The organism is Zhongshania sp. (assembly GCF_041623545.1).
Taxonomy (GTDB): domain Bacteria; phylum Pseudomonadota; class Gammaproteobacteria; order Pseudomonadales; family Spongiibacteraceae; genus Spongiibacter.
In genome coordinates this window covers 1-7,525 of the sequence record NZ_JBFJWS010000154.1, presented here as the reverse complement: position 1 = coordinate 7,525, position 7,525 = coordinate 1, and the positions used below count along the sequence as shown (strand labels likewise).

Sequence of the window (7,525 nt, the reverse complement as noted above, 5' to 3'; positions counted from 1 at the left end):
GTGGTATTGGACTCGCGGATGAATGAAACTGCGGAGCTTGCCGATTACGTTATTGCGGCGTCGCAACCCTTTGAACGTCACGATATCAGTATGCCCGGTGATGGTCTTTACCCAGAGGCTTTTGTGCAATATGCGCCACCGGTAGTTGATAAGCCCGGCGACGTCATTGACGACTGGGCATTTTTTTGGGGTGTGGCGGCCTATATGAAGCTGCCTTTGACGCTTAAATACTGGACTTATGGTCTAAATTTCGACGATATCAAAGATGGCTTGCCATTGGATATGACGGCCCCACCAGATCCAGAAGAAATGATTCGCTTTTTGTGCAAGCGAAGCCGCGTGCCCTTTGATGTGATTAAAGCAAACCCCTCAGGCGTAAGGCCGGATATCGAGCCGCAGTTTGTGCAAGCCGCGCCAGAAGACAACGGTGCGCGCTTGGCATTGTGTCCCACAGATATCGCGGCAGAGTTAGAGGTGGTATTAAATGAAGTAGTCGATAACCGCTTTGCTTATCAGCTGACCAGTCGACGAATCCTGGAGGCCATGAACAGCGCCTACCGCGACGGTAGTCGCAGCCGCAAAAAATACCCAGTGAACTGGGCGTATATGAACCCCGAAGACATGATTAAAGAGGGCGTGGTCGATGGCGATAATGTTGAAATCGAATCTGAGGCCGGGAAAATTCAGGCCCTTGTCAAAGGCGAAGACCGTTTGCGTTCGGGGGTAATATCGATGACCCATATGTTTGGTCGGATGCGCGGTAAGGCCAGTCCCTTACAGCAAGGGGGTAGCTTTACTGGGCGACTAACGTCCTTGCAGCAATATCTTGAACCAATTAATTTTATGCCGCGCTTTTCGGGCGTGCCGGTGAATATTCGCCGGCAGTAAAAGCCCTGTCGCTTACTATTCGATTACATCGCCAACTAAGGTCCACTTGCCCGCTTTATTGCGTAACCAACCACTCGAGGCCCAGCTGCCGCCGTCTACCGGAATGACTGTGCCAGTGACGTAGGTGCTCATGGCTGAGGCCAAAAATACCGCTACGTTGCCACATTCACTGTCGATACCCGTGCGGCCAAGGGGAATGCGGCGTGCGGTGGCCTCTTGTTGGGCTGGGCTTGCTTGTATCCACGTGCTTGGATCGACGGGGCCTTTAATATTGCCCTGTAATCCAGGGGTAAGGGTGTAGTCGGGGGCAATGGCATTCACGCGAATACCGTTGTCGGCGAGCTCCAGCGCCAAGCTGCGAGTGAAATTGAGCATGCCAGCTTTGCAGGCGGCGTAAACTGCGTAATAGGGTGCGGCGCGGGACGCTTCAATGCTGGCGACATTGATAATACTGCCGCCACGACCCGCATTGACCATATGCGGGGCCGCAGCAGATGTCGCCGCGAGCATGCTAACCAAGTTTAAATTGATATGACGATGCCAAGAGCGTTCTGACTGCTCTAAGAAGGGTTTGGGACTCACGCCACCAACATTATTGACAAGAATATCGATGCGGCCAAAATGCTTGTGCGCGGCTTCAACCATGACGTTAACCTGATCGGTGTCGGCCATGTCGGTAGGAAGGGCGAGGGCTCTTCGTCCGAGTTCACTCACTCGCGCAGCGGTTTCCTCGCAGCGCTCTGGAATAATATCGGCTATAACAATATCGGCGCCAACGGCAGCAAAGGCGAGCGCAATGGCGCGACCAATACCCGCGCCACCACCGGTGATGATGGCGACTTGATCAGTTAGTTGAATGTCGTTGGCTTGCATGGCCTGCCTCCCGTTATGGTGGCGGATTTTATCCGCCGTAAGTGAGCTTGCGTATCGATAAATGAAGCGCTAAGAATGCGCTGCTAGTTTGATGTTTTTCGTTTTTTTCTGGGCTGTATATTGTGATTTTATTATTGTAAATTTTTTTATAATCGTAATTTTTAGGGTGCTGTTACTTATGCAAGCGACCACATTTGTCTGCCATAGCAGGTGTGTGCGAGGGGCGTTAGCCCCTCTCGGTGCCATTAAAGTAGTTTTTGAATTTCTGCAGACATCGCGATTTCGCCGTTATTTACATAGGCCTCGTGATTCTGTTCTACCATTTTGAGCTTGTAGACGTAATTCACGAGCAAGCCCGCAGATTGCTTAATTCCGTTGGCGGAGGTGTCGCCCAGCCAATTTAACCGAGCGATTTGAGCACCATTTCCTAGGTGAAAGCGAGCAACGGGATCCAAGGGCTCCGTGCCTTTTTTTGCATTCGCTAAATAATGGGCACAGAGCCGAGTCAGTAGTGGTTGTAAAATTTCGCAGCTTTCTTGATCTTTATGCCACTCTTTGTGTTGCAGTATTTCCAGATGAGTACGTTCTTCTTCAGAAATTAGGCTTAGGTCGCTTTGCTTTAATTCAGTGTTGAGCCAGCGCCGAAAGCCGGGTATTGGTGACAATGTGGCAAAGCGTTTGAGCTGTTCAAATTCGTGGCGCAATTCCAAAACGACTTGCTTAATTAGAAAATTACCAAATGAAATGCCTTTTAAGCCTTCCTGGCAATTGCTAATGCTGTAGAAGATCGCGGTGTCAAAGTCTTCTTGATCACTGCTAAGGGGCTTGATCAGTTTGACTGCGCTACTGGATTTTGATTTTACTTGCGGACTCGCAGCTCCTGGCTTAGCGAGTAATTCTTGTACATTACCCGCCATACCCTTGACTAGGGCAACTTCGACAAAGATCAGCGGTTCGTCTTCTAATGCTGGATGGAAAAAAGCAAAGCAGCGGCGGTCATCGGCGAGTCGGCGACGTAGGTCGTCCCAGCCGCTCATTTCGTGCACCGCTTCATAGGCGATTAACTTTTCAAGGATATGCGCGGGGGTGCGCCAGCAAATTTGCTCTAAAGTTAAAAAGCCCCGGTTGAACCACGAGATTAGCAGGTGTTTAAGGTCTTCGTCGATGCCCACAAATTGAGGGTAATCTCCGAGCACGCTCAGCAAGTCTCTGCGCATGTGAATAAGCGTTGCCGTGCCCTGGGGAGCCATATTAATACTGCGGAATAAGTGCAGGCGTGGCGCAGCGATCGCGTTGCTGAGGGCTTTGTAGTTGGCGCGATCGGACTTGAGCTTAAAAGCTTCGGCGCAGCGCAGTATGTCTGCTGGGTCAGGGCTAAATTCAGTAAGTAGCATATAGAAAAAATCCACACGCTCGGATTCACCGAGGTTCATATACGCTTTGACAACATCGTGAGCAATCGCCGTGCCCATGGCTTCGCCCTTACTGCTGCAGAGCTCTTGGCAGAGGCTGTATAGATTCTGGCTCTTGTCTTGCCGGTTCTTGCGAGGCACCAATTCACGGCCGGCCTCGGCGATGGAGCTAACCCATTCACTAAACTTTGTCATTGCGTACTATTTGCTCCAAATTTCATGCTAGTGGAAATACCTTAGCACCGAATATAGTTTACCCTTTCGGAATATTGTTGCAGTCGCTAATCGATTTTTCTTGGCTCATTTGACCGCACTAAGAGGTGTTTTTCCATTCGGGATGTTGCCTATCTATTTTCTAAGCGCCGCAAGCATTACGTCAATGACGGAATTCCGGAGATAGGTTTGTGACATTCTTAAGCGTGTTCTGGGAAAAACACTAACAGCCGCGAAAGACGCGAGCTGTTAGTGGTGGGCTAGTGATTAGCTATTGAACAGAGTCCGAATCTCACGACGCAGCAGTTTACCCATTTCGTTGTAAGGTAATTCTGGCAATACTGCAATGCGTTCCGGTACGCGCGACGAGCGCAAGCGGTCTTTAATTAAGGCGCGAAGCTCGTCATCGCTTGGGGTGGCGTGGCCAGGTTTAATGACGACGGCGATACCCACGGCTTCGCCCCACTCAGTAGACGGGACGCCCACGGCGACGGAATCGGCAATGGCGGGGTGAGTACTTAATACGTCTTCGATTTCGCCCGGTGAAATATTCTCACCGCCGCGGACGATAACGTCATCGGCCCGACCCGCCAAGAACAAGAAACCTTCCTCGTCTAACCAACCGGCATCGCGTGTTGGGAACCAGCCTTCGGCATCAAGCGCGCTGCGTCCGCGGTATTCGCCAGACACTTGTTCGCCGCGTACATAGATTTCGCCGCGTTCGCCGGCTGGCAGGAGTTTGCCGTCCTCGTCGCGTATCTCTAATTCGATAGTGGGCAAGGGCTTGCCAACCGAGGCGAGGCGCGCGCGCACAGCTGGGTCGCTGGAGGTGTGTGCTTCTCTGTGGTCTTCCGGGCCAAGTAGGGCCACGGTCGAGCTGGTTTCGGTCAGGCCGTAGGCGTTAGTGAAGTTCGTCGTTGGGAATAAGTCGAGTGCTTTTTCAATCAGCTCCAAGGGCATGCGGCCGCCGCCATAGGCGATAGACTTAAGTGAGCTTAGATCAGCTTCAAGGCCCTCGTCCAGACGTAAAATTATGCGCGACAACATGGTGGGGACCACGAAGGCGCTAGATACTTTTTCCGCGGCGACTAAATTGAGCCAGGCATCTGGTTCAAATGCGGGTAGCATCACAATTTTGCGCATGGCGTAAATGGAGCTAAGCAGGGCAGCGATACCGGCAATATGGTAGGGCGGTACACAGACCAGTGCGGCGTCGTCTTCTTCGGCAGAGCAAAATTCGACGGTGCCTAAAATATAACCCAACAAATTAGAATGACGCAGCAGCGCGGCTTTCGGCGCTGCGGTGGTGCCACTGGTGAAAATTTGCGCGGCAATGCCTTCGCCTTCTTTTTCTTCGCCTGATGCGCCTTCAGCAGCGGCTTCAGCGGCAGCAACAAAGTCGTTGCGGGCGAAGCACTGGTGATTGCCATTGGGGCTAAGGCGCTTTACGCGCTCGACATCGCCAACAATATAAGCAGGAGAGATACGATCCAGCAGTGCACCTAGGTCGGCGTCGGCCAGTCGATAATTTAGTGGCACATAGGGTATTCCTGCGAGCGCGGCACCAAATAGCGCGATAGGCGCCGCTTCGCTGCTTTCGTCGAGCAGGGCGACGAAACTGCATTCATTGCTTTCAAGATTCGCAGCGACACCTTGGGCGGCGCGGAGTAGGGCGTTGTATGACCAGCGTCGGCCATCACAAACCAAGCCAATACGATCGGGCATGGTATCTGCGGCCATTTGCAGAATAAGCGAAATATTCATTGGCGATCCTTCAGTCGGAAGACGGCAGTGGTTTGGCGTCTTTAGTCTGGAGAATCACACCGTCTATCGATAGGGAGCCTTTGCCTGCTTTTACGCAAAGTAGCTCAACCGTGCCGGCAGTGTCGACGTAACGTTTACCAATATTAGTGCCTTCGGCGAAAGCGCTGTCAATTGTGCCTAGTTCAGCGGGCTTGGCATCGGCCATTGGCGCGCCACCGCAAGCAACTTCAGCGTCGCTGCCGCGAATGACCATGACTTCGGTGTCACATACAGTACTTTTAAGTTTCGTTCCTGGTTTCATAATATCCTCTTAAAATTTCGGCAGTTTTGATTGCAGGGGCAGTGTTTAGGCAATAGCACCTTTTGATTTTAATTCTTCGATTTTATCCCACTCCATGCCCATTTCCATTAACACAATTTCGGTGTGTTCAGAGGCGGTGGGAGCGCGGGTAGTTTGTACTGGCGCGTGATTAAATTGCACCGGGCCCCGTACCAGTTTGATGGGGGCACCGCCGTCAGACGCTTCGACTTCGAAGAACATATCGTTAGCCAAGGCCTGGTCGTCGGTGGCGATATCCAGCAGACTTTGTACTGGTGCCCACTGACCGGTATAGGACTTAAGCTTTTTGCGCCAGTAGGCGAAATCTTTTTCTGCGAAGGCCTTAACAATAATGTCACTGGCAGCTTCCCAGTTTTCCATCAGTGCTTTGGGGGTCGAAAAACGTTCGTCGTCGGCTAGCTCAGCTTGACCGATATGCTCAAAGAAGTTTTTGATGTGCGGGCCCGGCGTGAGGGTACACATATTGATGGTTTCACCGTCTGAGGTGTAGTAGTTGCCCATCAGCGGGTTACCGGGGTTGGCGCCTGACATGGGCATGCGGTTACCCATGATTTCGCCGCTGTCTGCCCCCATGTCAATTGATGTTCCGGAAGCCCACCAAGCTGTACTCAGCAAGGATACATCGATCTCACTGGTTTCACCGGTGCGCTCGCGGTGGAACAGTGCCGCTGAAATACCGCCAGCGATATTCATACCGCCAATAGAGTCACCAAAGGCGGGTATGCCTTGGGAGAGTGGGCCGCCCAGTTCTTTTGGGGTTAGCGCGTTGGCAATACCGCTGCGATTCCAAAAGGCCGTGCCGTCAAAACCGCCAGTGTCGCGTTCCGCACCTTTGTCGCCGTACGCGCTGCCGCGAGCATAGATGATATTGGGGTTTACCGCGCGAATGTGTTCTATGTCGAACTTCATTTTTTGGCGCTGATTAGGTAGGTAATTGGTTAGGAAGACGTCGGCGGTTTTGGCCAGTTCGTATATTACTTCCATACCTTCTGGAGTTGAAATGTCGACACCGACACTGCGCTTGCCGCGATTAGGGTGTTCAATGAATGGGCTGCGGTTGGGGTTGACTTTAATACCGCCCAGCTGAACAAAGCCGCGTTGAGTATCGCCGCGAACCGGATGCTCTATCTTGATTACATCAGCGCCCCAGTCAGCGAGAATCGCACCAGCAGCAGGAACAAAAGTGAATTGCGCCACTTCGAGGACCCGAATCCCCTTCATTACTTGTGTCATGCGAACTCCTCTAATTGATGATTAGTGAGTTATAATACTATTCAACAGCGTTGTTGTATAGGGCTGCCTTTTGGGGTATAAGTTTTAAGCTGCGTTTTAACTGCATTAGTGGCGGGCTACCCTAGTCTTTCAGGCTAAATGTCTCTGATGTAATAATTTATAAGCAAATAGGAGAGTAGCACATGAAAATTGATTCCTCACTTTCAGCGGTCGTCACTGGCGGCGCGTCTGGGCTGGGTTTGGCCACGGTGCAGGCCTTGCGCGCTGCGGGCGTTAAGGTTGCCATATTTGACCTAAACGAAGAAATTGGCGAGGCGGCAGCTAAGGAAACTGGCTCGATATTTTGCCAGTGTGATGTCTTATCCGACGAAAGTGTCGATGCGGCCTTTGCTAAGGCGCGGGCGGCCAATGGTCAAGAGCGGGTGTTGGTGTGCTGTGCAGGCGGCGGAAATGCAATTCCGACTGCGCGTAGAGACAAGAAAACGGGTGAAATTACGATTTTCCCCAGTGATAAATTTGAGTGGGTGTTGCGCCTGAACACCGTAGGTACCTTCCGCTGCATTACCCGCGCAGCAGCGGGTATGATGACCCTGGATCCGGTCGATGGTGAGCGTGGCGTCGTGATTAACACCGCGTCAGCGGCAGCGACCGAAGGTCAGATGGGCCAGGCGGCCTACTCGGCCTCTAAGGCTGCTGTTGTCGGTATGACCTTAACAATAGCGCGGGATTTGGCGCGGGAAAGTATTCGGGTTAACAGCATTCAGCCGGGTATTTTTAACACCCCAGCCATGGCGCGGGCGAC

General features: G+C 52.2%; 7 protein-coding genes. 2 read left to right on the top strand and 5 right to left on the bottom strand.

All coding sequences use genetic code 11. The annotated features are described in order from the left end of the window. Positions 1–888: molybdopterin dinucleotide binding domain-containing protein (locus tag ABYT30_RS12925; RefSeq protein WP_373096846.1), on the top strand; the 888-nt coding region annotated here is incomplete at its 5' end. Positions 889–903: 15 nt separating this feature from the next. On the opposite strand, the gene ABYT30_RS12920 is transcribed toward ABYT30_RS12925, so the two are convergent. The 5 genes from ABYT30_RS12920 to ABYT30_RS12900 form a co-directional block, all read right to left on the bottom strand. Then, a complete protein-coding gene (locus ABYT30_RS12920) occupies positions 904–1,761 on the bottom strand; it encodes an SDR family NAD(P)-dependent oxidoreductase (RefSeq protein WP_373096845.1) in 858 nt (285 codons plus the stop codon). Between the two features lie 245 nt (positions 1,762–2,006). Then, positions 2,007–3,368, bottom strand: a complete 1,362-nt coding sequence (locus ABYT30_RS12915; RefSeq protein WP_373096842.1) for a malonyl-CoA decarboxylase — start codon at positions 3,366–3,368, stop codon at positions 2,007–2,009. A gap of 285 nt (positions 3,369–3,653) precedes the next feature. Continuing rightward, positions 3,654–5,150: a class I adenylate-forming enzyme family protein gene (locus ABYT30_RS12910; protein ID WP_373082226.1), complete on the bottom strand. Its 1,497-nt coding sequence runs from the start codon at positions 5,148–5,150 to the stop codon at positions 3,654–3,656. Positions 5,151–5,160: 10 nt separating this feature from the next. After that, positions 5,161–5,451: a hypothetical protein gene (locus ABYT30_RS12905; RefSeq protein ID WP_373082228.1), complete on the bottom strand. Its 291-nt coding sequence runs from the start codon at positions 5,449–5,451 to the stop codon at positions 5,161–5,163. A 45-nt stretch (positions 5,452–5,496) separates the two neighbouring features. After that, a complete protein-coding gene (locus tag ABYT30_RS12900) occupies positions 5,497–6,723 on the bottom strand; it encodes a CaiB/BaiF CoA transferase family protein (protein WP_373096840.1) in 1,227 nt (408 codons plus the stop codon). A 182-nt stretch (positions 6,724–6,905) separates the two neighbouring features. Between ABYT30_RS12900 and ABYT30_RS12895 the strand changes: the two genes are divergently transcribed. After that, positions 6,906–7,525: SDR family NAD(P)-dependent oxidoreductase (locus ABYT30_RS12895; RefSeq protein WP_373096838.1), on the top strand; the 620-nt coding region annotated here is incomplete at its 3' end.